This window comes from Pseudomonas sp. HY7a-MNA-CIBAN-0227 (assembly GCF_040310325.1).
In the GTDB taxonomy this organism is placed as follows: domain Bacteria; phylum Pseudomonadota; class Gammaproteobacteria; order Pseudomonadales; family Pseudomonadaceae; genus Aquipseudomonas.
On the sequence record NZ_JBEOPT010000010.1, the window covers coordinates 20,098 to 46,717 of the forward strand.

At 60.1% G+C, this 26,620-nt stretch carries 26 protein-coding genes and 1 pseudogene; 9 read left to right on the forward strand and 18 right to left on the reverse strand.

The features are described 5' to 3' along the window. Nucleotides 1–38: 38 nt before the first annotated feature. The 3 genes from AAEZ06_RS17395 (at nt 39) to AAEZ06_RS17405 (ending at nt 3,363) form a co-directional block, all read left to right on the forward strand. Nucleotides 39–344 (forward strand): PepSY domain-containing protein, encoded by a 306-nt coding sequence (locus AAEZ06_RS17395; RefSeq protein WP_133099475.1) that lies wholly within the window; start codon nt 39–41, stop codon nt 342–344. Nucleotides 345–516: 172 nt separating this feature from the next. After that, nucleotides 517–1,539: a transporter gene (locus tag AAEZ06_RS17400; RefSeq protein WP_350615358.1), complete on the forward strand. Its 1,023-nt coding sequence runs from the start codon at nt 517–519 to the stop codon at nt 1,537–1,539. Between the two features lie 207 nt (nt 1,540–1,746). After that, entirely contained in the window at nt 1,747–3,363 is a 1,617-nt protein-coding gene (locus AAEZ06_RS17405; protein WP_149413822.1) for an inorganic phosphate transporter, read from the forward strand. A 122-nt stretch (nt 3,364–3,485) separates the two neighbouring features. On the opposite strand, the gene AAEZ06_RS17410 is transcribed toward AAEZ06_RS17405, so the two are convergent. Next, complete coding sequence (locus AAEZ06_RS17410; protein WP_149413821.1) at nt 3,486–3,923, reverse strand: multidrug/biocide efflux PACE transporter; 438 nt, start codon at nt 3,921–3,923, stop codon at nt 3,486–3,488. Nucleotides 3,924–4,012: 89 nt separating this feature from the next. Between AAEZ06_RS17410 and AAEZ06_RS17415 the strand changes: the two genes are divergently transcribed. Next, nucleotides 4,013–4,867 (forward strand): LysR family transcriptional regulator, encoded by an 855-nt coding sequence (locus AAEZ06_RS17415; RefSeq protein ID WP_149413820.1) that lies wholly within the window; start codon nt 4,013–4,015, stop codon nt 4,865–4,867. Between the two features lie 47 nt (nt 4,868–4,914). Here the strand turns inward: AAEZ06_RS17415 and AAEZ06_RS17420 are convergent, their stop codons facing one another. Genes AAEZ06_RS17420 through AAEZ06_RS17430 form a run of 3 tightly spaced genes read right to left on the reverse strand, consistent with a single transcriptional unit; the run spans nt 4,915 to nt 7,025 of the window. After that, entirely contained in the window at nt 4,915–6,156 is a 1,242-nt protein-coding gene (locus tag AAEZ06_RS17420) for an RNA polymerase sigma factor (RefSeq protein ID WP_149413819.1), read from the reverse strand. Further along, a complete protein-coding gene (locus AAEZ06_RS17425; RefSeq protein ID WP_350615361.1) occupies nt 6,153–6,647 on the reverse strand; it encodes an SRPBCC family protein in 495 nt (164 codons plus the stop codon). Before AAEZ06_RS17425 ends, AAEZ06_RS17420 begins: the two co-directional genes overlap by 4 nt. Nucleotides 6,648–6,680: 33 nt before the next feature. Further along, nucleotides 6,681–7,025 (reverse strand): YciI family protein, encoded by a 345-nt coding sequence (locus AAEZ06_RS17430; RefSeq protein ID WP_350615363.1) that lies wholly within the window; start codon nt 7,023–7,025, stop codon nt 6,681–6,683. 279 nt (nt 7,026–7,304) lie between these two features. Between AAEZ06_RS17430 and AAEZ06_RS17435 the strand changes: the two genes are divergently transcribed. Beyond that, nucleotides 7,305–7,799 (forward strand): GNAT family N-acetyltransferase, encoded by a 495-nt coding sequence (locus tag AAEZ06_RS17435; RefSeq protein ID WP_350615365.1) that lies wholly within the window; start codon nt 7,305–7,307, stop codon nt 7,797–7,799. Between the two features lie 8 nt (nt 7,800–7,807). On the opposite strand, the gene aac(6') is transcribed toward AAEZ06_RS17435, so the two are convergent. After that, on the reverse strand, nt 7,808–8,269 hold the full coding sequence (gene aac(6'), locus AAEZ06_RS17440) for an aminoglycoside 6'-N-acetyltransferase (protein WP_149413815.1): 462 nt from the start codon (nt 8,267–8,269) through the stop codon (nt 7,808–7,810). A 57-nt stretch (nt 8,270–8,326) separates the two neighbouring features. Beyond that, a complete protein-coding gene (locus AAEZ06_RS17445; RefSeq protein WP_149413814.1) occupies nt 8,327–8,809 on the reverse strand; it encodes a GyrI-like domain-containing protein in 483 nt (160 codons plus the stop codon). A gap of 196 nt (nt 8,810–9,005) precedes the next feature. Here AAEZ06_RS17445 and alaC point away from each other — a divergent pair, with 196 nt between their 5' ends. Next, nucleotides 9,006–10,223, forward strand: coding sequence for an alanine transaminase (gene alaC / locus AAEZ06_RS17450; RefSeq protein WP_149413813.1), 1,218 nt, complete (start codon nt 9,006–9,008; stop codon nt 10,221–10,223). 52 nt (nt 10,224–10,275) lie between these two features. Here the strand turns inward: alaC and AAEZ06_RS17455 are convergent, their stop codons facing one another. Then, nucleotides 10,276–11,628 carry a GntP family permease gene (locus AAEZ06_RS17455; RefSeq protein WP_149413812.1) on the reverse strand — a complete coding sequence of 451 codons (1,353 nt, stop codon included), beginning with the start codon at nt 11,626–11,628 and terminating at the stop codon, nt 10,276–10,278. An 85-nt stretch (nt 11,629–11,713) separates the two neighbouring features. Further along, entirely contained in the window at nt 11,714–12,247 is a 534-nt protein-coding gene (locus tag AAEZ06_RS17460) for a gluconokinase (RefSeq protein WP_149413811.1), read from the reverse strand. A 211-nt stretch (nt 12,248–12,458) separates the two neighbouring features. On the opposite strand from AAEZ06_RS17460, the gene gntR reads away from it, so the two are divergent. From gntR to AAEZ06_RS17475, 3 genes are all read left to right on the forward strand, one after another. After that, nucleotides 12,459–13,490, forward strand: coding sequence for an HTH-type transcriptional regulator GntR (gene gntR / locus AAEZ06_RS17465; RefSeq protein ID WP_178114509.1), 1,032 nt, complete (start codon nt 12,459–12,461; stop codon nt 13,488–13,490). Nucleotides 13,491–13,648: 158 nt separating this feature from the next. Beyond that, entirely contained in the window at nt 13,649–14,281 is a 633-nt protein-coding gene (locus tag AAEZ06_RS17470; RefSeq protein WP_350615368.1) for a glutathione S-transferase family protein, read from the forward strand. Between the two features lie 200 nt (nt 14,282–14,481). After that, the gene (locus tag AAEZ06_RS17475) at nt 14,482–14,982 is read left to right on the forward strand and encodes a hypothetical protein (protein ID WP_149413808.1); all 501 of its coding nucleotides are present in this window, start codon (nt 14,482–14,484) and stop codon (nt 14,980–14,982) included. Nucleotides 14,983–15,106: 124 nt separating this feature from the next. On the opposite strand, the gene AAEZ06_RS28595 is transcribed toward AAEZ06_RS17475, so the two are convergent. From AAEZ06_RS28595 to AAEZ06_RS17520, 10 genes and pseudogenes are all read right to left on the reverse strand, one after another. Next, the gene (locus AAEZ06_RS28595) at nt 15,107–15,676 is read right to left on the reverse strand and encodes a methyl-accepting chemotaxis protein (RefSeq protein WP_256666318.1); all 570 of its coding nucleotides are present in this window, start codon (nt 15,674–15,676) and stop codon (nt 15,107–15,109) included. Further along, nucleotides 15,650–16,426: pseudogene (locus AAEZ06_RS28600) on the reverse strand (PAS domain-containing protein); the annotation flags it as partial. The gene AAEZ06_RS28595 and the pseudogene AAEZ06_RS28600, both read right to left, overlap by 27 nt. A 489-nt stretch (nt 16,427–16,915) precedes the next feature. After that, entirely contained in the window at nt 16,916–18,391 is a 1,476-nt protein-coding gene (locus AAEZ06_RS17485; protein ID WP_149413806.1) for an HAL/PAL/TAL family ammonia-lyase, read from the reverse strand. Next, nucleotides 18,388–19,392, reverse strand: a complete 1,005-nt coding sequence (locus AAEZ06_RS17490; RefSeq protein WP_350615371.1) for an ornithine cyclodeaminase family protein — start codon at nt 19,390–19,392, stop codon at nt 18,388–18,390. The genes AAEZ06_RS17485 and AAEZ06_RS17490 overlap by 4 nt, the downstream gene beginning before the upstream one ends. Nucleotides 19,393–19,410: 18 nt before the next feature. Further along, nucleotides 19,411–20,337, reverse strand: coding sequence for an aliphatic sulfonate ABC transporter substrate-binding protein (locus tag AAEZ06_RS17495; RefSeq protein WP_350615373.1), 927 nt, complete (start codon nt 20,335–20,337; stop codon nt 19,411–19,413). Further along, nucleotides 20,337–21,350 carry an ABC transporter substrate-binding protein gene (locus AAEZ06_RS17500; protein WP_149413803.1) on the reverse strand — a complete coding sequence of 338 codons (1,014 nt, stop codon included), beginning with the start codon at nt 21,348–21,350 and terminating at the stop codon, nt 20,337–20,339. The genes AAEZ06_RS17495 and AAEZ06_RS17500 overlap by 1 nt, the downstream gene beginning before the upstream one ends. Nucleotides 21,351–21,430: 80 nt before the next feature. Then, nucleotides 21,431–24,073, reverse strand: a complete 2,643-nt coding sequence (locus AAEZ06_RS17505; RefSeq protein ID WP_149413802.1) for a TonB-dependent receptor — start codon at nt 24,071–24,073, stop codon at nt 21,431–21,433. A 190-nt stretch (nt 24,074–24,263) separates the two neighbouring features. Beyond that, nucleotides 24,264–25,208, reverse strand: coding sequence for a FecR domain-containing protein (locus tag AAEZ06_RS17510; protein WP_350615375.1), 945 nt, complete (start codon nt 25,206–25,208; stop codon nt 24,264–24,266). Beyond that, nucleotides 25,205–25,714, reverse strand: a complete 510-nt coding sequence (locus AAEZ06_RS17515; protein WP_149413800.1) for a sigma-70 family RNA polymerase sigma factor — start codon at nt 25,712–25,714, stop codon at nt 25,205–25,207. The genes AAEZ06_RS17510 and AAEZ06_RS17515 overlap by 4 nt, the downstream gene beginning before the upstream one ends. Nucleotides 25,715–25,822: 108 nt before the next feature. Beyond that, entirely contained in the window at nt 25,823–26,614 is a 792-nt protein-coding gene (locus tag AAEZ06_RS17520) for a phosphate/phosphite/phosphonate ABC transporter substrate-binding protein (RefSeq protein ID WP_350615377.1), read from the reverse strand. Nucleotides 26,615–26,620 lie beyond the last annotated feature (6 nt).

Sequence of the window (26,620 nt, forward strand, 5' to 3'; positions counted from 1 at the left end):
GATCCCACTTAAACAGCTCACCCAGAAGGATCCACACCATGAAAAAGCTGACTGCTCTGTTCGCCGCTACCGCCCTGACCCTGACCGCAGGTCTTGCCCAGGCCGATGTCCGTCCTGATCAGATTCCAGGCCTGCTCAAGTCCGGCGCCGTCATGGATTTCGAGAAGCTCAACGCAGCAGCCCTGGCTAAACACCCTGGTGCGACCATTGTCGACACCGAACTGGAAGATAAAGCCGGCCGCCTGATCTATCAGACCGAACTGCGTGACACCAGCAACGTGAAATGGGACGTGGACCTGGACGCCAAAACCGGCGAAGTCCTGACCAACAAACAAGACACCTGAGTTAAACCCTGAAAACGCCGCGCCACCCTCGGGTCGCGCGGCGTTTTTTATGGGCGTTAATCCTACCTGTCACCCAATTCTAAAACCGTCACAAAACCGTCAAATCGACTTGCCATGATGCGCTCAAGCGAACCTGTGAAATCTCCTTCAGGCGCTTCCTCTGTGAGCCTCCATGAACCACAGCATCGACCACGGCCATCAGGATTCAGATCTATTTGGCCTGCTTTACGGTTTCCGTTTCAGGCCGGGTGAAAAAGCCGAGCAGATTGATTCGGCTGCTGCTCTGAAAGCCTTGCAGCAGCCCGCTGATCCCGACGAATTTCTTTGGCTGCACCTGAACCTGGCCCACGCGGCGTGCGAACGCTGGATGCAGGCGCATCTGGAATTGCCGGAAGAGTTTTTCGAGGCCTTGCACGAAGGCTCGCGCTCCACTCGCATTGAGCATGTGGACTCGGCCTTACTGGCGGTGGTCAACGATGTGGTGTTCAACTTCAGCAGCATGATGTCTTCGGACATCTCCACCCTGTGGGTCTGCGCCCGTAGCCGATTGCTGATCAGCGCTCGCCTGCAACCGCTGCACTCGGTGGACAAGCTGCGCTCCTCGGTCAAGGCCGGCGAACGCTTTCGCTCGCCCCTGGAATTGCTCGTGCATTTACTGCGGGACCAGGGCGAAGTGCTGACGCAGATCGTGCGCAAGACCAGTATCAGTGTCGACCAGATCGAGGATCAGTTGCTGTCCTCACGCCTGTCCACCAACCGCTCGGAACTGGGAGCCATGCGCCGAGTACTGGTGCGCCTGCAACGCCTGCTGGCGCTGGAGCCGGGTTCGTTGCTGCGCTTGCTCAACCGCCCGCCGCAATGGCTACAGAAAGAAGACGTGAAGGAGCTGCGCAAGTCCACCGAGGAATTTGCGCTGATCATCAACGACCTGATGGCCCTGGGGGAGCGGATCAAACTGTTGCAGGAAGAGATCGCCGCCAACCTCAACGAACAGAGCAACCGCACCCTGTTCACCCTGACCGTGGTCACGGTACTGGCGCTACCGATCAATATCATTGCCGGTTTTTTTGGCATGAACGTCGGTGGCGTACCGCTTTCCCAGGACCCCGAGGGCTTCTGGGTTCTGGTGGCGCTGGTGGCAACGTTTACCTTGATTGCCGGGCGCTGGGCGTTTCGCAAGCGCAAGGATTATTGAGCCCCTCTTGCCTTGAGAATAAGGGTGCAATGCTCCTCGTAGCAGTCGAGCCCCAGCGAGGCTCGACAATTGCTACGGCCGGTCATGCCAGAGACTGATTTATGGACCAGCGGCACACTCAATCCTCTAAACACTGACTTACCGCAGTATCCCTGTAATATTCTGCAATGATCATGGACGGCATCCTTCCTCACTGGATGCCCCTGCATGGCCACCTCTTCCCTGACCGCTTCCACACGGGCTCACGCAGCCGATTCAAAACCCCAGTTGGACCAGAAGCCCAGCCTGTTGACGGTGATCACTTTCTTCACCGTCCTCGCCATGGGCCTGCTGTTCACCGCCTACAGCCTAATGCGCGACATGCACGAACTGGGCACGGTGGTGACTACCTGGACGCCATTCCTGCTGCTGGGTGTGGCGCTGCTGATCGCCCTGGGCTTCGAGTTCGTCAATGGTTTCCATGACACCGCCAACGCCGTGGCGACGGTGATCTACACCAACTCGTTGCCGCCACATTTTGCCGTCGTGTGGTCTGGATTCTTCAATTTTCTCGGGGTGCTGATGTCCAGTGGCGCAGTGGCGTTCGCCATCATTGCCTTGCTGCCGGTGGAGTTGATTTTGCAGGTCGGTTCATCCGCCGGCTTCGCCATGATCTTCGCCCTGCTGATCGCGGCGATCCTGTGGAACCTCGGCACCTGGTGGCTGGGCCTGCCGGCGTCTTCGTCCCATACCTTGATCGGTTCGATTATCGGCGTCGGCGTGGCCAATGCCCTGATGCACGGGCGTGACGGCACCAGCGGCGTGGATTGGAGCCAGGCATTCAAGATCGGCTATGCGTTGCTGCTGTCACCGCTGATCGGCTTCGTCTTCGCGGCACTGCTATTGCTGGCACTGCGCGCGTTTGTGAAAAACCGCTCGCTGTACAAGGCACCCAAGGGCAACACCCCGCCGCCGTGGTGGATTCGCAGCATGCTGATCGCCACCTGCACCGGCGTCTCTTTCGCCCATGGCTCCAACGACGGACAGAAAGGCATGGGCCTGATCATGCTGATCCTGGTGGGTACGTTGCCGATGGCCTACGCGCTGAACCGCACCATGCCGGCCGACCAGTCGCTGCAATTTGCCGCAGTAGCCCAAGTCACCCAGCAAGCCTTGGTGAAAAGCGCACCGCAACCGGCCCCGGCCGACCCGCGTCCGACCCTGTCGACCTACGTACGCACCAAGGAAGCAACGCCGCAATTGATCCCCGCCCTCGCCGCCCTGACCGGGCATATCGGTGAAGAAGTGAAAGGCTATGGCTCGTTGGCCAAGGTGCCCGCCGAGGCCATGGGCAACGTGCGCAATGACATGTACCTGACCAGCGAAACCATTCGCCTGATAGACAAGGGCAAGGTCGGCAATTTCGACGCCGACACCCAAGGCAAGCTGCAACTGTTCAAGCAACAGATCGACAACGCCACCCGTTTTATTCCGCTGTGGGTGAAAATTTCCGTGGCCATCGCCCTAGGGCTTGGGACTATGGTCGGTTGGAGGCGCATCGTGGTAACGGTAGGAGAGAAGATCGGCAAGACCCACATGACGTACGCCCAGGGCGCTTCGGCGGAGATGGTAGCGATGCTGACCATTGGCGCGGCGGACATGTTTGGCTTGCCGGTGTCCACCACCCACGTGCTGTCCTCGGGCGTGGCCGGGACCATGGTCGCCAATGGCGGCGGCTTGCAGATGAAGACCATCCGCAACCTGCTGATGGCCTGGGTGCTGACCTTGCCAGCCGCGATTGTGTTGTCGGGGAGTTTGTACTGGTTATTCACCCAATTGTTCTGAGTTGTGGCGAGGGGGCTTGCCCTAATTGCTCGCTGACGGCAGCAACTGGATCACCGGCCAGCGGATCGAAGCTTCGGGCGGGATGTTCCTGTAATACCAGCGGTGCAAACGTCGGAGCCGTCTTACACCGTGAGCGCCCGACGTTGCATCAGTTTCTCGCGCAGTACGTCGTACCCCCAGTGGTACACGTAGGTGTACGGCAGGAAGAACAGCAGCACGCCGATGTCGAGGATAAACGCCTGCAACAGGCTGATATTCAGCCACCAGGCAATCAGCGGGACACAGCCAATCACCAGGCCGCCTTCAAACAGCAAGGCGTGCAGCACACGGGTCCAACCGCCGTTGGCCAGTTGCAGGCGCGCCTTGAGGCGGTCGAACAGGCTGTTGAAAATGATGTTCCAGCTCAGCGCCATCAGGCTGATCGCCAGGGTCACCATGCCCATTTCCAGGGCCGGTTTATCCATGATCCATGCCAGCAGCGGCGTGCAGATCGACAAGGCCATGACCTCGAAACCGATGGCCTGGAAAACGCGTTCAGTAATTGACTTGGTAGGGTTCATGACCCAGCTCCATGAGTGACGACGGTTGCCATAATTACCCCTCAGACCGATACTTCATAACTAATAACCATCGGCCAAGGCGATAGATCGTGGCCTCTCATGAAGTGTTGCAGGCGTTTGTCCAGGCGGCGACCCAAGGTTCGTTTTCAGCTGCGGCGCGCAAGCTTGGCAAGAGCCAGTCCACCGTCAGCGCGGCGGTGGCGAGCCTGGAAATTGACCTGAACGTGGTGCTGTTTGATCGCAGCAGCCGCAAACCCACCCTCACCCCGGCCGGCCATGTCTTGCTGCAACGGGCCGAACAGGTGCTGGAGGCCAGCAGCCGCCTGGAACTGGCGGCCAGTCAACTGTCCCAGGGGCTGGAGCCCAGGCTCAGTATCGCCATGTCCGATACTTACCAGTCGCAGCGCTTTGAAACCGCCATCATCGCTTTTGCAGAACGTTACCCCGACCTGGAGCTGGAATGGCTGATCGCCGAATGCGATGACCTGATCGATCTGGTGCAAAGCGGCCGGGCGCAGATTGCCTTTATCGAACAGCAGGAGGTTTATCCGCCGGACCTGACCAGTTCCCCGGTGGAAGAACGCACGGAAATCGCCTTGTTCGTTTCGCCCCAACATGTGCTGGCCAGCCTTGAGGTCGTCGATCAGCAGACCTTGCAGCAACACCGCGAGCTACGCCTGGCGAGCATCGTCAACCCTTATGACAACCGCGCCACAGGCCGGGTGTGGTCGGCGGCCAGTTACCTGATGCTGATGGAAATGGCACAGCTGGGTTTCGGCTGGGCGCCGCTGCCGCGCTGGCTGGTGGAGCGTTTCGGCAACGATAACCTGCAGGAACTCAACGTGCGCGGCTGGCCGCGTTCGGTGGCGGTGGATGCGCTGTGGTCACGCCAACGTCCGCCTGGGCCAGCCGGGAGTTGGATGTTGGGGAAGATACTGGAGTAATCCCGGATAGCGACGCGCCAGCCAGCGTGGAGCGCGCTGGCTCGTGTCTACAGGCGATCATCCATGTTCAGTTGCATCAGACGCCGCTCGATAAATCGCCGCTCCGGTGTTTGCTGGGTCAGTTCCAGAGCCCGCTCAAAGGCCACCCTTGCCTCCTCCACCCGCCCCAACTGCCGACAAAACTCCCCCCGTGCCGAATGCGCCAGGTGGTAGTCCAGCAATTTCCCACGCGCCAAAACCCCATCGACTTGCCGCAACCCCGCCAACGGCCCGTCGCGCATGGCCAGCGCCACCGCGCGGTTGAGTTCGATCACCGGCGACGGCATAGCCCTGAGCAGTACGTCGTAAAGCCCGACAATCTGCGGCCAATCGGTCACGGCGGCGCTCAAGGCTTCAGCGTGCACGGCGGCAATTGCCGCTTGCAGGCAGTAAGGCCCGAAACGCCGGGTGGTCAGCGCCTTCTCCACCAGGAGACAGCCTTCGGCAATCAAGGACGCGTCCCACAATGAACGGTCCTGTTCGTCCAGCAGCACCAACTCACCGCTTGCCGAGGTACGCGCCGGGCGCCGGGATTCGTGGAGCAACATCAGCGCCAGCAAGCCCATGACTTCCGGTTCCGGCAGCAACTCCATCAACAACCGCCCTAGGCGAATGGCTTCGCGGGTCAGGTCATCACGGGTCAAGTCCGCGCCCATGGATGCCGAATAACCTTCGTTGAACACCAGGTAAATCACCCGCAATACACTGTCCAGGCGTTCGGATAATTCGGTCAGGGACGGCACTTGATAGGGAATCCTGGCCTCACGAATCTTGCCCTTGGCCCGCACGATACGCTGGGCGATGGTGGCCGGCGAAACGAGAAAGGCTCGGGCGATTTCCTCGGTGGTGAGGTCGCAGATTTCACGCAAGGTCAGCGGCACCTGAGCATCCGCCGCCAGCGCCGGGTGGCAGCAGGTGAAGATCAGGCGCAGGCGATCGTCTTCCACGTCTTCAGCGCTCCAGTCGGCCTCTTCCAGCGCTTCGGCCTGGGCCAGCAGCAGCGTCTGGGACGCGGCTAACCGTGCCTGTCGACGCAAGCGGTCAATCGCCTTGAAGCGCCCGGTAGACACCAGCCAGGCGCGAGGATTTTCTGGTACGCCGTCCTGCTGCCAGCGCTCGACGGCGACGAAGAACGCCTCGTGCAAGGCTTCTTCGGCGAGGTCGAAATCGCCCAGCAAGCGAATCAGCGTGGCGAGGATGCGCCGCGACTCGCTGCGGTAAACCGCTTCAACCTGGGCCTGGACTGTCAATCGAGCATGCCTTCAGTGACCAATGTCACCAGCCGATCCAGGCTCTGGCCCCAGCCCTCATGAAAGCCCATGGCTTCGTGGGCCTGCTTGTCGGCCTCGGTCCAGTGCATGGCCCGAGCGGTGTAGAGGGTTTTACCGGCGACTTCTTCGAGGGTCACTTCGGCGGTCATGAACGGCTTGCCCGACGGAATCCAGCCTGGAGTGAAGGCGTCGGTGAACACCAGCCGCCGTGGCGCAACGATCTCCAGGAATACGCCCTGGGTCGGGTACTCGGTGCCATCCGGGGCGTGCATCAGGGTGCGAAACAGCCCACCGACCCACAGGTTCATTTCGCACTCGGGGGTGGTCATGCCATGGGGCCCCCACCATTCTTGCAACAACGCAGGTTCCGTCCAGGCGCGAAACACCCGGCGGCGTGGCGCGTCGATCAAGCGGCTGATGGATAACTCGAATTGGGCGGGCTGTACGCCCGTCTGGGGTTGAGTGCTCATGGGTAAACCTCCTGAGTTTTATGATTGTTTTGTTCAGAGATTCAATTCACGCACAGGGCGTACCTCCACGCTGCCGACACGCGCCGCCGGAATACCCCCGGCGAGCTGGATCGCTTCATTCAGGTCCCTGGCGTCGATAAGGTAAAAACCCGCCAGTTGCTCCTTGGTTTCGGCAAACGGCCCATCGGTGATCGACAACTTGCCGTTGCGCATACGCACGGTGGTGGCCGTCGTGACCGACTCCAGCGCCTCGGCGGCAAGCATCCGCCCACTGCCTTGCACCGATTCGGCATAGGCCTGGCATTCGGGATCATTCGGGCTTTCAGGCAAGCTGTGAAGCAACTGCTCGTCGCTGTAGACCAGGCATAGGTACTTCATAAGATTCTCCGTTTTCGGACTATCAACTATGGCTGCAGATGAGCGGGTCGGCTGAATTCCCGACGATCAGGGTTTGAGCTCAAACAAGCCCGCACCGGTTGCCATGTCAAAGGGTGTCGGCCAGTGTTCATGGCGATGCTCCTTTTATGGAAAAAATCACGGAAGACACCCTTAGTCGAGTGGGCATTCGGCAAATCGACAAGTCGGTGAAAAATAATTGCGCTCACGGCAAACCCGCTAGAATCCGCGCTTCTTTGTAGGATTTCGGATGCCCTGCCGATGGAAACCCGCCTTGTCGCCTATGAGACGCTGAACGCTGTGCAGCAACAGCAACTGAGCGCCCTTGAAGTCCATCCCGAGCAACTACCGTATTCCGGCGACATCTACTGCGCGCTGAACACGCTGCTGGTCAACCCCAGCCCCGGTATCAAAGGCTTCGCGCTGTTGGCCGACGAGATTCCCGTCGCCTTCCTGCTGCTCAAACGCCCGCCCTGCCTGCCCCATTGGGCCGACGAACACAGCGCCACCCTGCATGCCCTGCAAGTCGACCGCAGCCAGCAAGGCCAGGGGTTTGGCAAAGCCTGCCTGCAGGCGTTGCCCGCCGCAGCGCAATTGGCGTGGCCGCAGATCAAGGCCCTGGAGTTGTCGGTGGACAATGACAATGTGGTGGCGATGGGGCTGTATTTGCAGCAGGGTTGGGTAGATAGCGGTGAGGCTTACAAAGGACGAATTGGCTATGAGCGCCGGCTGGCGTGGGTGTTTGCTCAGGAGTAAAAGCCCGACTACTCCGACTCGGGCGCCCCCAAAGGCTTCAAGAAGTAAACCACTCGTTCGGTTTCAGCGAAGCCCAGAGATTGATGCATGGCGTGGCTCCCCTGGTTATCCAGCAGCGCATCCGAGGCCAGTTCCGTGCAGCCCATTTCCCTGGCCCACTGTTCGACAGCCGCCACCAATTGCCGGGCCACCCCGTTACCACGACTGGCTGGCACTACGTACAAACCTTCGAGAAAGGCCACCGGAGAGGTACTGGTACCGTTGACGTAATCACACCGGATCGACGCCTCGGCAAAACCGAGGGCGTTGCCGCTGTCATCGTTGAAAGTCAGCACAAGATAGCGGTCTGGAGCGCTCAACAGAGTGTGCATTTCATGCTCATTGCCCGGTTCCGAATCCGAACCCGGCCACAGGGCAACGCGCAGAGCCTGCCAGCCAGTGAGGTCGAGCAAAGTACAGTGCCTGATCATCAAAGGGTCACTCGAGAGAAAACGACCAAAGAGCATAAATCATCTTTGGCCACGGTTTCAGGCCTTTGCTTCAACCGGCAACCAAATCTCCACGGTGCCAGTGCCTTTATCTGCATTGAAGTCGGCGCTATAGCGCTCAAAATCAGGCCCTACGACCTTGTATCCAGAACTTGGCAGCCATTCATATATAACCCGCTCATAGGTCTGTTTAAGTGCCTGCACCGGGCCGTAGTGGGGGAAGACCGCATAGCGGTGGGCCGGGATTTCAATCGACTGGAAGTTGCTCGGCACATCGCTCTTGGCAGGCACTTCGACCCCAGCGATGTAATCAAACTCATCGTGCCTAGAGTTGTAGCAGACGCCGTAGCTCATGCCGCCAACGCGTTTACGAATACCCTTGATGCAGCTATCGAACAACTCCCACAACCTGGGAATATCCCCCATCGTGGCCTTGCCGTAACGGCCGCCAACACCCGCGATCACCAGGGCCTTGCCCTCTTCCATGCGCGGTTCCAGTGATAGCTTTGCCTGTTGATTCATCTGAACAGTCTCCATCAATGAGTGAATAAAGCCTTACCGAGTATAGGGTCATACAGGCGTTTCACTCAAAGCACAAAATATTCATCGCGCCATCTGGACAACTGGCCATCATCGCCCGTATCGTCTGCCCGCAGGCCACCGCAGTGGCCGACGTCGCTCGGACGGTTCCGGGCGCTTACGTACTTCGAGGCAACACATGGCAGACCAAGGTTCGCCGCGCCGCTTTGCGCGCATAGATCGACTCCCCCCTTACGTATTCAATATCACTGCCGAGCTGAAGATGGCCGCCCGTCGTCGTGGCGAAGACATCATCGACTTGAGCATGGGCAATCCCGACGGCCCCACTCCACCGCATATCGTGGAAAAAATGGTGACCGTCGCCCAGCGTGAAGACACCCACGGTTACTCCACTTCCAAAGGCATACCGCGTTTGCGCCGGGCGATTTCGCGCTGGTACAAGGACCGCTATGAAGTGGACATCGACCCGGAAACCGAGGCCATCGTCACCATCGGTTCCAAGGAAGGCCTGGCGCACTTGATGCTCGCCACCCTCGACCAGGGCGACACCGTATTGGTGCCCAACCCCAGCTACCCGATTCACATCTACGGTGCCGTGATTGCCGGTGCCCAGGTACGTTCGGTGCCGCTGATTCCCGGCGTGGATTTTTTCGCCGAGCTGGAACGGGCAATTCGCGGTTCGATCCCCAAGCCGAAGATGATGATCCTGGGCTTTCCGTCCAACCCCACCGCACAGTGCGTGGAGCTGGACTTCTTTGAACGGGTGATCGCCCTCGCCAAGCAGTACGACGTGCTGGTGGTGCATGACCTGGCCTACGCCGACATCGTCTACGATGGCTGGAAAGCCCCCTCGATCATGCAGGTGCCCGGCGCCAAGGACATCGCGGTGGAGTTTTTCACCCTGTCCAAGAGTTACAACATGGCCGGCTGGCGCATTGGTTTCATGGTCGGTAACCCGGAGCTGGTCAACGCCCTGGCACGGATCAAGAGTTACCACGACTACGGCACCTTTACCCCGCTGCAAGTAGCCGCGATTGCTGCATTGGAAGGCGATCAGCAGTGTGTGAAAGACATTGCCGATCAGTACCGCCAACGCCGCAACGTACTGGTCAAGGGCCTGCATGAGTTGGGCTGGATGGTGGAAAACCCCAAGGCATCGATGTACGTCTGGGCGAAGATTCCCGAAGCTTATGCGGTGATGGGTTCGCTGGAGTTTGCCAAGAAGTTACTGCTGGAAGCGAAGGTTTGCGTATCACCGGGGATCGGCTTTGGCGAGTATGGGGATGATCATGTGCGCTTTGCGCTGATCGAGAACCAGGACCGGATTCGCCAGGCGATACGAGGGATTCGCGGGATGTTCCGGGCGGATGGGCTCGTGCAAAAAACCGGCGCCTGACACACATGTAGGAGCGAGCTTGCTCGCTCCTACAGTGGTTCGCTGATGTGGCCTACACCACCAACGACAGCAACATGATGAACCCCAACGCCACGATGGACAGAATCGTCTCCATCGCCGTCCAGGTCTTGAAGGTCTCGGCCACGGTCATGTTGAAGTACTGCTTGACCAGCCAGAACCCAGCATCGTTGACGTGAGACAGAATCAACGACCCTGCACCCGTCGCCAGCACCAGCAACTCCAGGTTCACCCCCGGCACCATCCCCACCACCGGCACCACGATGCCTGCACCAGTAATGGTCGCCACCGTCGCCGAACCGGTCGCCACGCGAATCACCGCCGCCACCAGCCACGCCAGCAGAATCGGATTGATCTGCGCTGTCACCGCCATATGGCCAATTACGTCACCCACGCCACTGGTCACCAGCATCTGCTTGAAGCCGCCGCCTGCACCGATGATCAGGATGATGGCTGCGGTCGGCGCCAGGCTGGCGTCGAGCAACTTGAGAATCTGTTTGGAACCGATGCCCTGGCGATGGCCAAAGGTGTACAGCGACAGCAGCAACGCCAGGAGCAAGGCGCTGATGGGGTGGCCGATCATGTCCATCCAGTTGCGCACGATATGGCCGTCCGGCAGGGCGATGTCGGCGAAGGTTTTCAGCAGCATCAGGAAGACGGGCAGCAACACGGTGATCAGGGTCACGCTAAAGCTCGGCAGCGTTTTGGAGTCTGATTCGCGAGCCAGTTGATCCACCAGTTCCTGGGACGGGTTGCCGGGGATGTACTTGGCAATGAACGTGCCGTAGAGCGGGCCGGCAATGATCGCCGTAGGCAGCGCGACAATCAGGCCGTAGAGAATGGTCTTGCCGATATCGGCACCAAACACGCCAATGGCCAGCAGCGGGCCCGGGTGCGGTGGCACCAGCCCGTGGACCGCCGACAGGCCGGCCAGCAGCGGGATACCGATCTTGATCAGCGACACGCCGGTGCGGCGGGCGACGATAAACACCAGCGGGATCAACAGCACAAAGCCGATCTCGAAGAACAGCGGGATGCCCACTAGGAACGCCGCAAACATCATCGCCCACTGCACCCGCTCCTTACCGAAGGCGCGGATCAGGGTCTGGGCGATCTGATCAGCACCTCCCGATTCGGCCATCATCTTGCCAAGCATCGTACCCAGCGCCAGGATAATCCCGACAAAGCCAAGCACCCCGCCGAAGCCGTCCTGAAACGCCTTGATGATCTTGTCCACAGGCATGCCCGAGGTCAGACCAAGGAAGCCTGCCGCGATGATCAGCGCAATGAACGGATGGAACTTGAACCGAGTGATCAAGACGATCAACCCGATAATGGTGACCACTGCATCAAGCAGCAGGTAGGAATCGTGGGACATGCCAAACATGGGGGGTGTCTCCTGTTTGTTGTTGTTATTAAAGCGGGTATTGAATTTCCTGCGTCAGGACAGCGCTACCTTGTCCGGCAAAAAATTATTTGATTGGTTCAAAGCCGTGTTGGCGCCACCAGGCATCGGTTTGCTCGGCCAATTGCTCGACGCTGTCTTTGCTGGCATTCAGCGCCAGGGTCAACGGCTCGCCCACCGGGGATTCGAGGGTGGCAAACTGGCTGTCGATCAGGCTCGCTGGCATGAAATGGCCGGGGCGATGGGAGACGCGGTCGGCGGCGACCTCACGAGTCAGCTCCAGGAAGACAAAACCCAGGCCCGGCGCAGCCTCGCGCAGGTGGTCGCGGTATTTCTTCTTCAGGGCAGAACAGGTCAGCACCGGATGCTCGCCAGCTTTAAGCGAACGGCGCAGCTCCTCACAGAGGATGTCGAGCCAGCCGGCACGGTCGTCGTCGTTGAGGGGGTGACCAGCGCTCATTTTTTCGATGTTGGCGGCAGGATGAAAGCTATCGCCTTCGATGGCCGTGGCGCCGTTCAACAGGCACAAAGCCTCGCTGACGCTGGACTTGCCACAGCCAGAAACACCCATGATCACCAGGGCAGTAACAGGTTGACTCATGAAACACCTCAGGACGCAGACAGCGCTACCTTTGCCAGCCGTAAGACTAATGCAAAAATAGGCTTTCCCGCGCCTTCTTGTCATTTTTATGGAGTGACGCGTGCATCCTCGCCAGGGACTCAAACAGGATCAGGCAACCCGACGCTCAAGTATTTGCAGGCTTCTGGAGACAGCGCTACCTTAGTGCCTCGATTTTTGTTTGGCAAGCCGCCTGATGACCTCCAAGAACGATAAGAATACCCGCACGACGGGACGCCCCACCCTCAACGAAGTTGCACGCCTGGCCGGTGTCAGTCCGATTACCGCCTCCAGGGCCTTGCGCGGTATCAGCACCGTGGCCACCGAACTGGTGGAAAAAGTGCAGAAGGCCGCCGCCGAGCTGAGCTACGTGGTCAACCCCGCCGCCCGCGCCCTGGCTTCGGCCCAGAGCCAGTCGGTGGTGGTGCTGGTACCGTCGTTGTCCAACCTGTTGTTCATCGAAACCCTGGAAGCCATTCATCAGGTGCTGCGGCCCAAAGGCTTTGAGGTGCTGATTGGCAACACCCATTACTCCCGTGACGAAGAAGAAAACCTGCTGCGCAACTACATGGCCTATCAGCCGCGTGGCTTGCTGCTGACCGGATTTGATCGCACCGAAAGCTCCCGCCGCATGGTCGAGTCGAGCAATGTGCCATGTGTATACATGATGGATCTGGACCCTGGCGCTGGCTTGAACTGCGTTGGCTTCTCGCAAACCAGCGCCGGCGAAACCGCTGCCAAGCACCTGATCTCGCGGGGCCGCAAGCGCTTGGCCTACATCGGCGCGCAACTGGACCAGCGCACCCTGCTGCGAGGCGAAGGCTTTCGCCGGGCATTGCAACAGGCCAGGCTGTATGACCCAGACCTGGAGCTGCTGACACCGCGTCCGTCATCCGTTGGCCTGGGCGGTGAACTGTTCCTGCAAATGCTGGCCAGCCATCCCGATGTGGATGCGATCTTTTTCGGCAACGACGACCTGGCCCAAGGCGCCCTGCTGGAAGCCCTGCGCCACTCAATCAAGGTGCCGGAACAAGTGGCAGTATTGGGTTTCAACGACCTGCCCGCGTCCTCATTCATGGTGCCGCGCCTGAGCAGTATCAGTACGCCTCGGGAGGCCATTGGCCGACGGGCAGCTGAGCATTTATTGACGCTGTTGGCGGGTAACAAAATTGCCAAGCCGGTGGTGGATATGGGGTTTGAGTTGATGGTGCGCGAGAGTACCTAAACCGATCGCGCATGGCTCAACCCCTGCGCACTGGTGACGCAGAGCGTCACGAGAGGTATTCCCACGCAGAACGTGGGAACGACCTTAAACAACCTCGTCGCCACCCCACGTCCCTGCTAAATTGCCTGCTGCCAATTCACCATTGTCAGGGAAGCACCATGGGACACACGCTGAAAATCTTGGGTCGCACTTCGTCCATCAACGTACGAAAAGTCCTGTGGACCTGCCAGGAACTGGACATCGCCTACGAGCGTGAGGACTGGGGCATCGGTTTCTCCCCGACCCAGTCGCCCGAATTCCTGGCCCTGAACCCCAATGCCCAGGTCCCGGTGATCCTCGATGAAAACGGCGTGCTGTGGGAATCCAACACCATCTGCCGCTACCTGGTGGGCCTGCACCAACGCCATGACCTGCTGGCGACCGAACCTGCTGCGCGGGCACGCGTCGAGCAGTGGATGGACTGGCAAGCCACCGAACTCAACCCCTCCTGGGGCTATGCCTTCCACGCCCTGGCGCGCAACAACCCCGACTTCCAGGACCCGCAACGCATCACCGCCGGCGTACGTGGCTGGAACGACAAGATGGGCTTGTTGGAACAACAGCTGATTCGAACCGGGGCTTACGTGGCCGGTGAAGATTTCACCCTCGCTGACATCCTGATCGGACTATCAGTGCATCGCTGGCGGATGACGCTCATGGCGCGTCCGTCCTACCCTGCTGTCAGCGCTTACTACGAAAAGCTCAGCCAACGCCCTGGCTTCAAGACCTTCGCCCTCGACGGTCACAACTAAGCACAAGGACTACACGATGAAAGGACTCAACGCCTTGTGCATCGACGCCAAGCGCCTTGCCTGTCACCGGCAATGTTTGACCGTCTACAGGACAAACGTTGCCTCAACCACCGCACCGCACCCCGTAAAACCGGGCATTTGCCCCTCGGCACGCTAATTGCTCCACCTGACGCACCGCCCACATTCACAGGTGCCCGATCATGTTGGTCAATACCCAAGCTGCTTCAGTGATTCAGCAATCCAAGCGTTCCGACATGGACCCCGCCAACGCCGCCGCCAGCGCGCTGTACAGCGGCGTCATGCAAAACGTGCAGAACGCCGTCACCGCCACACAGGTACAGGCTACGCAAAAGGCCAAGGACACCACCGCCGACAACGTCGAGGCAGCCTTTGCCAAGACCCGCGTACAACTGCAAACCACGCCAGAGACCACCGCCACGCCAAAAACCGAGGCCAGCACCCAGGCTCGGGCGGACTTCAACGAGTACATGACCAAAACCCCGGCCGAGCGTATTCGCGATCAGATCCTCAAGGAAAAGGGCCTGACCGAAGAGGATGTTAAATCCATGCCGATTGAGCAACAGACCTCGATTGCCAATGAAGTGGCCGACCGCTTGAAGGCACAGACTGCGGAACAGATCGCGGCTAAAACCGCCGACCCGCAAGTGCAGGCAGTGAAAGAGACCCTGGCGGCGATTTGATCGCAGCTGAACATGCGCTGTCTCCCGTAGAGACTCTGTCGAGCCCCAGCGAGGCTGCGTTGGGGGCAACTTGGTGCTGGGGGCTGATCTGATAGCCTCGCTTGGGCTCGACAACTGCAGGGGGTTATTGCAACTGCAACGTCGAGTTGAACTGACTGATAGCATCCACCACATGCCGTGAGCCTTCCTGAATTTCCAGAATCACTTGCCCCGCCTCATTGGCCAATTCCACGCCAAGCCCGGTGCGACTCAAGCTCGACTGCATGCTCGACACCGCGCTCAACGACAGGTCGTGGTTCTTGCGCACCACATCGACAATCTCCAGGGTCGCCTGACTGGTGCGAGCCGCCAGGCTGCGCACTTCATCGGCCACCACCGCAAAGCCTCTGCCATGCTCGCCGGCGCGAGCTGCTTCAATGGCGGCATTGAGTGCCAGCAAGTTGGTTTGATCGGCAATGCCGCGAATGGTCTGGACGATGCTGCCAATGATGTCCGACTGCTTACTCACCGCATCGATGCTCAGCGCCGCCTCGTTGAGGTCGCGGGAAATTTCTTCGATGATCTGCACCGTTTGCTGGACCACTTCCGAGCCTTTTCGGGCGCAGACGTCGTTTTGTACCGAGGTGCTGTGGGCCGACTCGGCGGCGGTGCGCAGGGTGGTGACTTGATCGGTAATATCACTGGCGAACTTCACCACTTTGTACAGCCGCCCGCTAGCATCGAAGATCGGGTTATAAGAGGCTTCCAGGAATAACGTCTGCCCGTATTTGTCCTTACGTTCAAACCGATGAGAGTGGTATTCGCCGCGATTGAGAGAGGCCCAAAACGCCTTGTATGCCGGCGAATCGGTTTCGTTGCGATGACAGAATATGCTGTGGTGCTGACCTACGATTTCGTTGAGGGAGTACTTCACCGTCTTCAGAAAATTTTCGTTGGCATTGATGATCTGGCCCTGCGGGGTGAACTCGATCACCGCCATGGAGCGACCGATGGCGTCCATCAGGCTTTGGTTCTCATGTTCGTGATGGACCCGTGCCGAGATGTCCGACGCCACCTTGATTACGCTCTGCACCTTGTTGTCGGCGCCGATCACCGGCATATAACTGGCTTCCAGCCACACTTCCTGACCGCTTTTATTCAAGCGCATAAAGGTGCCACTGATCGGTTCGCCTCGGGCGAGGTCTCGCCACAACTTGGCGTAGGCGTCGCTGCGGTAGAACGACTCTTCACAAAAAATCCGGTGATGCTTGCCACGGAGTTCTTCAGTGCTGTAGCCCATGGCCTTGCAGAAATTCTCATTGGCATCAAGCACCATGCCGTTGCAATCGAACTCGATCATCGCCATGGATCGGCTAATGGCCGCCAGCTTGGCTTTGGCCTCGGTCAGCGCGCAGGAAAAACGCTCGATTTCCAGCAGGGCGGATTTGTGTTGGCGGTTAAACATGATCGGATCACCTTCAGCGCTGTCTTTGATTGACGGTTAGTTTTTGTATTTGACCCACTACCACTTTCCACAAAACAGGCAAACGCAGTCGTCCAGAGACAGGACAAGTGTCAGGCGATCGATAAGTGATGGTTAATCGGAGAGTCCATGAGGCAACACTCTTATCAAGTCATCCTTTTCTTGATGGCCCCGTCTGGGGCCTGCTTCAACCGACACACGCAAATCCATTTAAACCACCACTCCCTTTTTCCCGGCGCCTTGGCATGCGCACTCGTTTCATTCATATTTTCAATAGTGATAGTTGATCACTATTGAAATCCACTCAAAACGCTTGATATGGCAAGCGACATAAATGGTTATGGGTGAGCATAGACAGGGCTTGGCGCTATGCAAGGCCATTAATCGGCCAGCATCTGTAATAACGCATTGATAGTTGTTGACCAGGACGACGTCGCGGGGGGATTGGCCAAGGCATGACCTGAAATGCCATTACCAGAGGAGTGCGCCGCTGCCTATAAACGCAGCCAAGGCCAGCACATCCACTGATCCCGAGCGATCCTGATCCAGGTGGGCCACCTGACTGCGAACGGCCCGATGGATATGCTCGGCGCCCTCCCCTAATCGAACCGTGCCACGCAGGTCCACCGCCTGCGCCGCCACGATCAATTCGATACTGGCCAGCCACAACACACGCTGAGTAAGCTGGCGCGTCTTCTCAATAACCGCCAAGGCCTGCCCGGCATAATCCTCAACGCGATCCGCCACCGGCACGCTCACCGCCGGCAGCGGGTTGGCCAAGTGCCCTATCTCGGCCAGCAACGCTGCGCTGGTACGTTGCAACGCCGCCATGCCGACATGGCCGGGTTGGCTGACCAGAAAGCGTGGTAACTCACTGGAGGTCGGTGACAACAACTTGGCAACCCGTTCAGCCGAACAAGCCGCCACGCGACTCAGCGCCAACCCCAATCCCTCTCCCGCCAACGCCAGATGGGTGCTGTCGAAATTAGCCGTCGCCAGCACTTGCTGTTCTTCGCTGATCAACGCCGGGTTGTCAGCACCGCTGGCCAGTTCCAGCTCAATCTGTTCACGCAACTGCTGCAACGTTTGCTGCGCCGCGCCTTGAACCACCATGGCACAACGAAAGCTCAACGGGTCTTGCAGACGACGCGGGTTGGCGGCCAACTCACCACCCTCCAGCAGCCGCAACAACGCCGCCGACTGCTCGGTTTGCCCGGCCGCCGGACGCAACCGCGAGGCCCAGGGCTGGAACGGACTGAGGTTGGCGCGATAGCCCTCACAGGACAGTGCGATGCCTGCCAACAACGCCTGCAACGCCCGATCGGTCTCGGCAACAAGTAACGCGCCAAGGCCGACACTGGCCGAATTCGCCGACACCAGCGCCAGGCCATCCTTGCCTATCAGTCGCGCCGGTTGCAGCCCATAGCGTTGCAGCGCCTGGTCGGCAGGCATTCGCTCCCCATCACATCGCACCCAACCCTCGCCCAACAGCGCCAGACTCAAGTGCGCCAGCGGTGCCAGATCGCTCTCACCGAGGGAACCCAGCAACGGCACCTCAGGCTCGATCCCGGCATTGAGCAAAGCCAGCAGACTGTCAGCCGCTGCCGGGGAAATCCCCGAACGGCCCTGAGCCAGCCCCGCCAAGCGTGCGGTGATGATTGCCCGCAACTCCTGACGATTGGCCAAACGCCCAACGCCCACGGCACGTCCCAACGGGATGCGCGCTTGCAACAGCGGATCGTCCAGAGGCACCTGCACATCCACCGCCGCGCCGAGGCCGGTGGTCACGCCGTAGATCGGCTGGCCCTCGGCAGCAAGTTTGAGCAGCAGTTGGTGCCCGGCATCGATACGCTGGCGGGCTTCATGGCTGAGGGCTGCCGGCGTATCCCGCAAGGCGATATCGAGCAGATCCGCCAGCGCCAGCCCACTTGGATCAACGTGAATCATGCAAACCGCAACCGCTGGCCGATGCCCAGACGCTTGGCCTTTTCCAGCAGCGCATGGCCGAGGGCGATGTCGCTGAGGCTCAAACCTCGATGCCAGAACAGGATGGTTTCTTCGGCGTTTTCCCGGCCGTTTTTCAAGCCAGCGACAATCTGCCCCAACTCGGCGTGCAAGGTCTCGGCGCTGAGTTTCCCGGCATCAACATGCGCCCGCAACGAACCGAACAAACCGCCCTTGCACTGGCCCCAATCGTCCACCACCTGCTTGCTCATGATGTCGGTCAGCGACAACTCCACCGCGCTCATGGTGCCGTAGGGCACCACAAAAGCGCCAGGTTTGATCCACTCGGTGCGCAACAATGGTTCGGGCTGTTCGAGGCGCGAAGCCTCGACCACGATGTCGGCGCCACGCACCGTTGACTCCCAATCGTCGGTGACAATTACCGGCTTGCCAAGGTCGCGGCGCAGGCGTTCGGCGAAGGCTTCGCGGCTCTCGCTGCGCCGCGAATGCACGCGGATCTCCTCGAAATCGAACAGGTGATCCAGCAGCCGCACGTTCCAGTACGCCGTGCCTCGCGCGCCGATATGGGCGAGGACTTTGCTGTCCGGCCGGGCCAGGTATTTGGCGCCGATGGCGGTGACTGCGCCGGTGCGCATGTCGGTAATGGCCGAGGCGTCGAGAATTGCTTTGGGCACGCCAGTAGCCGGGTCCAGCAGGTTGAGAATCGCCAGCTCCGACGGCAGGCCCTTGCGGTAGTTGTCGACAAAATCCCCCACCACTTTGACGCCGGCATAGCCGATATCACCGCCCAATACGCCGCGCAGCACATTGAAGTGACCGTTAACCTCGCCACCGGGAATCAGGTGCGTGCGCGGTTCGATCACCGCCTCGCCACGGCCCTGGATCGCCAGGCTGGTTTCAATGGCGGTGAGAATTTCGTCGTTGCTCAGTTCCAGGGCATCAATGTCCAGGCCGTTGAGAAAATCGATGTAGATCGGTTGCATGGTCTGCTCACAGATAAGTTACGGGGCCTTGAAGACGATCTGTTGCACGTCGACCTTTTTCGGGATCAGGCCATTGGCGAAAAACAGGTCGGCGGTGCGCTGCTGGTTGGCGATATCAGTCGGCCCCAGCGAATGGATCGGCTGGCTGGCGCGGTGATTGAAGTAGCTTTCCACCACCGCCCGTTGCAGGCCGAGGACCTGGGTCATGCGGTCGATGCTGTCGTCACGCTGGGTCAGCGACAGTTGCTGGGCCTGGCCGAACACCTTGAGAATCGGCGCGATGGCCGTCGGGTGCTGTTTGGCGAACTTGCCGTTGGCGATGAAGAACGTACCGCTGGGATTCAAGTCCTGGCCGTCACTGAGCAACCGCGCCGAACCGTCCAGCAACACCGCCGAGTAGTACGGGTCCCAGATCACCCAAGCGTCGACCTTGCCCTGTTCAAAGGCGGCACGACCGTCAGCTGCCGACAGGTAGACGAGGTTCACCTCCGTCAGTTTCAGCCCGGCCTTTACCAGGCTTTTGAGGAACAGGTTATGAGCGCTGGACCCCTTGAGCAGGGCCACGCGTTTGCCCTTGAGGTCGGCCAGGGACTGCACGGTGCTGGCCTTGGGCACGATGATCGCCTCGGTCTTGCCGTAGCTGGGCTCGACGCCGATGTACTGCACATCAATACCGGCGACCTGGGCGAAGATCGGCGGGATGTCACCGATGTTGCCGATGTCCAGGCTGCCGCCGTTCAAGGCCTCGATCAGTTGCGGGCCGCCGGGAAATTCGATCCATTGCACCTGGGTGCCGGGCAGCGCCTGTTCCAGCAACTTGTGCTCGCGGGCGAGGACCATGCTGACGGAGCTTTTCTGGTAGCCGATGCGCAGTTGAGCGGGTTCGGCGGCCAGCAGTTGGCCGGCGAACAATGACAACAGGGTTGCAGCAAAAACCTTCAACATCAGAGACTCCCTTTAACCTTCGTCGCCACATCCGCTGGCACCCACTGCTGCCACACCTGTGGTTGCTCCTTCAAAAATGCCAGAGCCACTTGCCGGGGCTGCTGACGTTTTTCGCTCATCTGCCCAAGGATGCCGTTGAGTAGGTCAATCGGCAGGTCGACTTTTTCAAAGAACGTCACCAGTTCCGGGTACTTGGCCTTGAACGGCGCCGAGACACCAATCGCCAAACGCGCCGGCATTGAGCGGGTGCCTTGTGGGTTAGGGTTGTTGGCGTCGGCCAGAGTTTTCCAGGCTTGGGCGTTGAACTCAGGCTCTTCGAGCTTGATCAACTTGAAACGCCCCAGCAGCGGCGTCGGCGACCAGTAGTAGAACAGCACCGGTTTGCCACGGCGGATCGACGAGGCGACCTCGGCATCCAACGCCGCGCCAGAGCCGGTGCGAAAGTTGACGAAGCTGTCAGTCAGGCCGTAAGCCTTGAGTTTCTGACTGTTGACGATCTCCGAGGTCCAGCCAGTGGGGCTGTTGAGGAAGCGCCCGCGCGTCGGGTCTTCGGGGTCGCGGAACACGTCTTTGTAGCGTGCCAGGTCGGCGACGGATTTCAGCTCGGGCGCCAAGGGCTTGATGCCGCGCTCGGCGTCGCCCTTGATCACGTATTCCGGCACCCACCAGCCTTCGGTGGCGCCCTTGACCGTGTCGCCGAGGCCAAACACCTTGCCTTCGCTTTCGGCCTTGACCCAAGCCGGACTGCGCCCGGCCCACTCTTCGCCGATCACCTGAATATCGTCCTTGGCTAGGGCGGCTTCCAGGCTCACGGTGCTGCCAGGCAAGGTATCGGTGGGATAGCCGTAGCCTTTTTCGACGATCAGCCGCAGGACTTCGGTGATCAGGCTGCCACTTTCCCAAGTGATGTCGCCGAAGTGGATGGGGTTGGCAGGCTCGGCGGCGGGGGTTTGTTGGGACAGCAGGCTCAAGGCCAGGAGGCTGCCGCTCAGGAGCTTTTTCAGGTGGGTCATCGTCAACCTCGTCGTTGTTCGGTGATTTACAGACGCCTTGTGGCGAGGGGCAAGCCCGCTCGCCACAAGTGCTCTATGGGTTAAAAGTCATAACTGAGCCGCGAGTAGTAAAACGCCCCTTCCGGCGCCGACGGCGACAGGTAGCTGTACTGCTGGCCCGGGGTCTGGCGCAGGCGGGTATTGAAGTCGTCGGGTTTGCTGTCGAACAGGTTGTTGGCGCCCACCGACAGACGCAGTTGCTTGGTGAAGGCGTAGTTCACGTCCAGGTCGGTGTTCCATTGCGCGCCAAAGGTCTGGTCGTACTGGGCGTTGGCTTCGGAGGCGGCGTATTTGCGGTATTTGCCGTAGCGGGTTTCGCTGAGGGCGATGGTCCACTGGCCGATCTTGTGGGTCGCGCCAAGTACCAGTTTGTCTTCGGGGTAACCGTGTTCCAGGAAGCCGCGGGCCTCGCGGGTAAGCACGTCAAAACCGTTGGGGTTCTCGTGGACCTTCTCGATAGTCGTCTTGGCCCTGGTGTAACCCGCCGACAGGCTAAGGCCGCCGTACTGCGCCAGATCGAGGTTGTATTTGCCGACGATATCGACGCCACGGGTGCGAGTGTTGGCCGCGTTGGTCATGAACTGCGCCCAGGTGTACTGGCCAAAACCTGCGTCCTTGAGGATCTGTTCGGCACGCGGTCCGGAAATACCACCGCTGTAGAGCAGGCGATCACGAATGGCGATCTGGTAGGCGTCGATGGTCAGCGAGGTTTGTTCGGTGGGGCGCAGCACCAGGCCCAACGAGTAGTTGGTGGACTTCTCGGGCTTGAGCGGTTGCGCACCAAGGGCTCGGGCGGCCGGGTTGTCGGCCGGTAGCATGCGGGTCAGCACCGGGTTGCCGTTGATATCGACGTTGGTGGTGGTGGTCCACGACGTGCCGATCTGGCCCAGTGTCGGTGCGCGGAAGGAATTGTTCACCGTGGCCCGCAGGCCAACTTGCGGGGTGAAGTCATACCGCGCCGAGAGTTTGCCGGTGGTGGCCGAGCCAAAGTCCGAGTAGTGCTCGGTACGGCCGGCAATACCCACCTGAAACTTGTCGGTGATCTGGTTTTCCAGGCCAAAGTACACGCCGCCCACATCACGGGTGTAGGTCCCGGCATCGTCCGGGGTCAGGCCGGACGCCTGCACCGCACCGACTTGCACGCCATCGATACCGCCGTAGGAGTATGAATCGTAGTCGCCCGCCTCCAGCCGATACTTTTCATTGCGGTAGGCAATGCCCGCCGAAACGGTCAGTGGGTGGCTGGACCAGTTGACGTCCAGGTCCTTGGCGTAATCCAGGCCGATGTTGGTCTGTTCGTTGATCAGCGTGGCGACGTCAAATTTGGTCGGACTGTTCAGGCCATAGCTGGGGTTGACGGTGTTGAAGGCCAGTTCATCGTGTTTGTCGCGGCCATAGGTGGCGCTCAGGTCGAAGCGGCCCAGGCTGTCGTCTTCGTAGCGGCTGCCGATGGTGAAGGCGCCGTCTTCATAGCGGTAACGGTATTTGGGGATGGTGCCGTTGGGGTAGATCCCCGGCACGTTGTTCGGGTTACTGGCCAGCAGCGGTGGCGTGTTGTTCACCGATTTGTCCTGGCCGAAGGTGGCAAAGCTGTAGAGCCGCCACTGGTCGCTCAGGCCAATCTCGGCGTTGGCTGCCAGGTTGTATTTGTCGCGCCCGGCGCCGCCCCAGCGCGGGTCCTGCAACTGGCCGTCGGCGACGTATTTATCACCGATATCGGTGGGTTTGTTGTTGAGGCTGTTGAAGCTCAGGGTCAGGAAACCGTCACCCGGCAGGCCCAAGCCGTACCAGCCATCGGTGGTCTTGCTGAAGCCGTCGCCCTGGGCGTATTGGCCCAGCTGGGTATTGAGCTGGCCGCCGCTGTCTCGCTCCTTGAGAACGATGTTGACCACACCCGCTACCGCATCGGAACCGTACTGGGCCGAGGCGCCGTCACGCAGCACTTCGACGTGGTCGATGGCGCTGATGGGGATCATGTCCAGGTCCACCGGCTGCGCGCCAATGAACGGCACGCCACCGGAGATATTGACCACCGCCGAGGCGTGGCGACGCTTACCGTTGATCAGCACCAGGGTCTGGTCCGGCGACAGGCCGCGCAGGGAGGCACCCTTGGGATTCTGGCCACGGGTGGCGCTCTGGTTCTGTGGAAAGTTGAACGAGGGCAGCAGTTGGAACAGCGCCTGGTTGAGGCTGGTGGCACCGGTTTGCTTGAGTTCTTCGGCATTGATCACGTCCACCGGCGCGCTGCTGGTCAGAGCCGTGGCATCGCTGCGACGGGTGCCGATGGCGACCACGCGGTCCAGGGTTGGCGCCTGTGCAGCAGTGGTTTGTGCCTGGACATTGCTGGTGGCTTGGACGCTTTTCGCGGCGCCTTCCTTGATGATGAAAGCGCCGTCCGGGCTGACTTGAACTTGCAGGCCGGTGCCCTTCAAGGCCGCGTCCACCGCTTGTTGCGCAGACAACGAACCGTCGACGCTGGCCGAGGAATAGCTGCCCAGTTGCGGGGTGAAGGAAATCACCTGGCCACTTTGCCGGCTGATATTGAGCAGCACTTCATCCAGCGGGCCGGGCGCGATGTGATAGACCTGACGCGCATCTTCGGCGCTGGCGGCAAAGGATAAAAACAGACTGGCCAACGGCACCAGGGCAAAGGTTCGAAGCGGCACACGGATAAACTGGCTCACATTGGCTCCCCCCAAGGAAACTCCATAACGCTGCTCCCCGCAGCGCTTATGGGAGTGATGTGGGATGGCGCGGGAAAAACTTGCAGATCGTTTGGTTATGTTCTTAGAACTGACCTTTGGACCCGACACATTCCAATGCGAGAGCCCCATTTTCTGTAGGCGCTCGTGCTCATTGGGTTTGTAGTGGTCTTCAGGTCGCACCGACAGTCACCCACAACCCCGTCCGGCGGGTAATGTGAATCGGTAAAGTGCGCGCCAGGGTGTCGAGAATTTGCTGGGGATTGTCCAGCCGGTACAGGCCGCTGACCCGCAACCCGGCCACAGCGGGATCGAGGCGCAGCACGCCGTTGTGATAGGGGCGCAAGGCGTCGATGACCTCAGCCAGCGGCCGGTCGCGCACTTGCAGGAAGCCGTCGATCCAGGCCGTTGCGCCCTTCGAACTGGGCTGCACCTGACCAAACCCATAACGGTCGTAACTGACCTCGTGCCCGGCCATCAACTGCAGGCGTTCGCCATTCTGGCCGTAGATTTCCAGGGAGCCATTGAGCGCCACGACATGGCCCTGCCCTTCCCGCTCACGCAGCAACAGGCGATTACCATAGGCCCGCAGTCGCGCTTGATCGGTCTGGATCAAAAACGGCCTGCTCGTGTCATTGGCGATTTTCACCAGCAACTCCCCGTCTCGCAGACGCACCAACCGGCGTTGCGGGTCGAACTGGATGTCTGCCGCGCTGCGGGCATTGAGCAACAACTCGCTGCCGTCGGCCAACGCCACCGTGCGCCGTTCGCCGGTGCCAGTGCGCACATCGGCCGTCAACTCTGTAAGGGGCACGCCCAAGGGCTTTGCCAGCAGGCTGGCGCCTAGCACCACGCCAGCACCGATCAAGGCGCCGCGTAACAACGTGCGTCGGCTGGCGGGTGCGTCCAGCGCCCGCTGCAACACCTTGCCGCTGACGCCCTGGGCCAGCGGTATCTGAAATACGTCGAGGCGAGTTTCGAGCTGTTGGCACAGGATTTCATGACGGGGATCTTCAGCACGCCATTGGTGATAGCGCTGCCAGTCGGCGGCACTGGCCTGACCCGAGCGCAGCAGGACGATCCAGCGGGTAGCGCTGTCGATCAGTTCGTCATTCATTCCAGGCACAGCCGCAGGCAACGATTGACGGCGCGGGTCATGTAGTCGCTGACCGAGCGCTGGGAAATCCCCAGTTCTGCGGCAATTTGCGGGTAGGTCAGGCCATTGAGTTGCGACAGCAGAAAGGTTGCCTTGACCTTGGCCGGCAGGCCGTCGAGCAACTGATCGATGGCCTGCAAGGCTTCGAGCATTTGCGCCAGGTCTTCGGGCGAAGGCGCCGACGATTGTTCGTCGTGCTCCAGGGCGTCGAGATAGGCGCGTTCCAGGTCGCGGCGGCGCCAAAGCTGATACATCAAGCGTTGGGCAATGGTGGTCAGCAAGGCGCGGGGCTGGCGGATCGGCACCACGCCGGGGGAACTCAGGAGTTGGACAAAGGTGTCGGCGGCAATGTCTTCGGCGTGGGCGCGGGAATCCAGGTGCCGATGCAAACGGCTGCACAGCCAATCGTAATGACTGCGGAACAATCCGCCCACGTAGTCGCTGTGAGAAGTGTCGGCGCCGGACATAGTGGCTCCATTTGAGAAGGTTGCACGGTATGTCCGGTGTTCCGGTGAAGCGATCCTAGCAAGGCTGCTTATTCTTTAATAATATTTAAAAGGTATTTTTATATAACTTTATTGAAGTTTCGCAAAACCCGCCGACCGGGCCTGCTGCTGGTAATCCAATAGAGTCTGGTAATCCGCTTCGCTGGCAGGAAGCACTTCCTGCACACCAAGGACTTCAACCATTTGGGGCAAGTCCTGCAACGCCAGGTTCATCGCCTGACGAACCCTTGCGACTTGCTCATCATTCAAGCCCAACGCGCCGATGTAGGGCAGCGTCGGACTGATCGCGCTGCGAGTGACGATGCGCAGCCCGGCGACTTCCTCTGGAGCAAACCGCGCCAGGTAGGCGAAGGTCACGCTGTCGATGGCAGCCAGGTCCGCACGGTCCTCGCGCAACCAGCGCAGGCTGTCGCGATGCCCGCCGCTGATGGCGACGCTGGCGAAGAACCGACCCTGGCGATGCAGGGGCGCCAGGCGCTCGCGCAACAGGTTCATGCCGCTGTTGGAGTCTTCGCCATTGATCACGCCGCGACTGGCGTAGAAGTCCGCCAAGGTTATCCGGGGATTGTCGTTGCGAGTCAGCAGCAAGCTGCAATGATTGCCCGCGCTGCTGTCGGGCAGTTCATAGCGGGGCCGACCGATAACGCGCACTTGGCCGCGCAACTGGGTCATCAGCGGATAGCCGCAGGTTTGCGTCAACAGCAGCTTGGGAGCACACCACAGGCTTAACAAGTCAAGGTGGCCGGCATTCAGGCGCGTCGCGCCCACGTGTTGAAGGATGCGCGTCAGCCATTGCTCGTTGGCCTGCACGACCTGTTGCGGCGCCGTGTACATCAGCAACTCAGCGTAGTGTTCGCTCATGCCTAC

What these genes read in the sequence shown, in the direction of transcription:
- AAEZ06_RS17395 (WP_133099475.1), top strand. Translation starts at nt 39, where the DNA reads ATGAAAAAGCTGACTGCTCTGTTCGCCGCTACCGCCCTGACCCTGACC.
- AAEZ06_RS17400 (WP_350615358.1), top strand. Translation starts at nt 517, where the DNA reads ATGAACCACAGCATCGACCACGGCCATCAGGATTCAGATCTATTTGGC.
- AAEZ06_RS17405 (WP_149413822.1), top strand. Translation starts at nt 1,747, where the DNA reads ATGGCCACCTCTTCCCTGACCGCTTCCACACGGGCTCACGCAGCCGAT.
- AAEZ06_RS17410 (WP_149413821.1), bottom strand. Translation starts at nt 3,923, where the DNA reads ATGAACCCTACCAAGTCAATTACTGAACGCGTTTTCCAGGCCATCGGT.
- AAEZ06_RS17425 (WP_350615361.1), bottom strand. Translation starts at nt 6,647, where the DNA reads ATGAGCACTCAACCCCAGACGGGCGTACAGCCCGCCCAATTCGAGTTA.
- AAEZ06_RS17430 (WP_350615363.1), bottom strand. Translation starts at nt 7,025, where the DNA reads ATGAAGTACCTATGCCTGGTCTACAGCGACGAGCAGTTGCTTCACAGC.
- AAEZ06_RS17435 (WP_350615365.1), top strand. Translation starts at nt 7,305, where the DNA reads ATGGAAACCCGCCTTGTCGCCTATGAGACGCTGAACGCTGTGCAGCAA.
- AAEZ06_RS17445 (WP_149413814.1), bottom strand. Translation starts at nt 8,809, where the DNA reads ATGAATCAACAGGCAAAGCTATCACTGGAACCGCGCATGGAAGAGGGC.
- alaC (WP_149413813.1), top strand. Translation starts at nt 9,006, where the DNA reads ATGGCAGACCAAGGTTCGCCGCGCCGCTTTGCGCGCATAGATCGACTC.
- AAEZ06_RS17455 (WP_149413812.1), bottom strand. Translation starts at nt 11,628, where the DNA reads ATGTTTGGCATGTCCCACGATTCCTACCTGCTGCTTGATGCAGTGGTC.
- AAEZ06_RS17460 (WP_149413811.1), bottom strand. Translation starts at nt 12,247, where the DNA reads ATGAGTCAACCTGTTACTGCCCTGGTGATCATGGGTGTTTCTGGCTGT.
- AAEZ06_RS17470 (WP_350615368.1), top strand. Translation starts at nt 13,649, where the DNA reads ATGGGACACACGCTGAAAATCTTGGGTCGCACTTCGTCCATCAACGTA.
- AAEZ06_RS17475 (WP_149413808.1), top strand. Translation starts at nt 14,482, where the DNA reads ATGTTGGTCAATACCCAAGCTGCTTCAGTGATTCAGCAATCCAAGCGT.
- AAEZ06_RS17485 (WP_149413806.1), bottom strand. Translation starts at nt 18,391, where the DNA reads ATGATTCACGTTGATCCAAGTGGGCTGGCGCTGGCGGATCTGCTCGAT.
- AAEZ06_RS17490 (WP_350615371.1), bottom strand. Translation starts at nt 19,392, where the DNA reads ATGCAACCGATCTACATCGATTTTCTCAACGGCCTGGACATTGATGCC.
- AAEZ06_RS17495 (WP_350615373.1), bottom strand. Translation starts at nt 20,337, where the DNA reads ATGTTGAAGGTTTTTGCTGCAACCCTGTTGTCATTGTTCGCCGGCCAA.
- AAEZ06_RS17500 (WP_149413803.1), bottom strand. Translation starts at nt 21,350, where the DNA reads ATGACCCACCTGAAAAAGCTCCTGAGCGGCAGCCTCCTGGCCTTGAGC.
- AAEZ06_RS17510 (WP_350615375.1), bottom strand. Translation starts at nt 25,208, where the DNA reads ATGAATGACGAACTGATCGACAGCGCTACCCGCTGGATCGTCCTGCTG.
- AAEZ06_RS17515 (WP_149413800.1), bottom strand. Translation starts at nt 25,714, where the DNA reads ATGTCCGGCGCCGACACTTCTCACAGCGACTACGTGGGCGGATTGTTC.
- AAEZ06_RS17520 (WP_350615377.1), bottom strand. Translation starts at nt 26,614, where the DNA reads ATGAGCGAACACTACGCTGAGTTGCTGATGTACACGGCGCCGCAACAG.